Raw genomic sequence first — 1110 nt, 5'->3', positions numbered from 1 at the left:
CCATCAGTTGCGCGACCACGCGCTGCGCCAGCTGGTCGCGCAGCGTGCGCAACGCGTCATCGATGGCGTCCGCATCCGCCTGGCGCGGCAACTCGCAACTGATGACCGGCATGAGGCCGTGGGCCGCCGTTCTCGCCTCCGCCACATCSAGCAGGTARACCGGGGCGGACCAGCGCAGCAATTCGGCGATGCGCGCCAGGCTGAAGCCATACGGCAAGGTCATACGGCGTTGCGCCGGCAACTCAGCCTCGCCGTTGGTCACGAGGACAACGGCATCCACCGGACGGCGGCGGCGTAGTTTGTAGATTTGCCTCAGCCAGTCCATATCCGGCTGGCCGTTGCTGTCGGTCTGATCCCACAGCAGCATCGCATCCGGTGTGCTGAGCCAGCCCGCTTCAGTCAGCTCTGGCAGCAGCCGGATAATCACGGCGTCATCTCCAGTCACCAGCAGACGGGGCTGGCGGCGGTAGTGCCGCTCCTGCAACGCGAGCTTGAGGCTTGCTAAGCGCAACGCCGCCAGCCCCGTTTTGGCAGCGTGGCCCTTGCCTAGGCGCGCGCCGGGATCACGCAGGTATCGCTTCCGTTCTTTCGAGCGGCGGGCAACAGCGCCCCATGCCGCCGTAATGGGACCGCGCAGCAGGAGCACCGCGGCACCTGCCAGCGCAATGATTGCTGCCTGCCTGCGGGCAGACATGCTCTCTGCGCCAACGAAATACACTGTCGCCGCTGCCGCCGCCGTGATGCCAACGACCACGATCTTGTAGCCCAAGTCCTTTCGATTGCCCATCAAGTTGCTTCCCGTTCATTCTGTTGTGCAATTGGGCGCACAACCGCCAGTCGCAGCGCACCTTCCCGGCAGGCGAGCAGCTGCGGCGCTAGGTCTTGCTGTGCAGCCTCGATTGCCAATGYCGCACCGAACCACGCTGCGCCAACGCCAGGAACGCCGAGCGCGGGATCGATGTCATGCACGCCAGACAACTCATCCGTCTGTGCCGCCCCCAGGGCAACGTCTGATCCGCACTTGAGCAATGCGGTCTTGTCCGCCTTGGAAAGGCCAGATTGCCAAAGGTGCTGAAGGTCCTCGGGCTTGGCACGTCCGCATAGGGCAGG

At 65.0% G+C, this 1110-nt stretch carries 2 pseudogenes; both read right to left on the bottom strand.

Features of this window, described 5'->3' with window-relative positions:
- Positions 1-769 (bottom strand): annotated as a pseudogene (locus AC1DKD_RS41465) (ImcF-related family protein); the annotation flags it as partial.
- Positions 770-786: 17 nt separating this feature from the next.
- A pseudogene (locus AC1DKD_RS41460) lies at positions 787-1110 on the bottom strand (hypothetical protein); the annotation flags it as partial.

It is taken from the genome of Cupriavidus sp. 05T313 (genome assembly GCF_056396665.1).
Note: the sequence above shows the minus strand (reverse complement) of the source record. Positions and strands in the feature narration are given on the sequence as shown.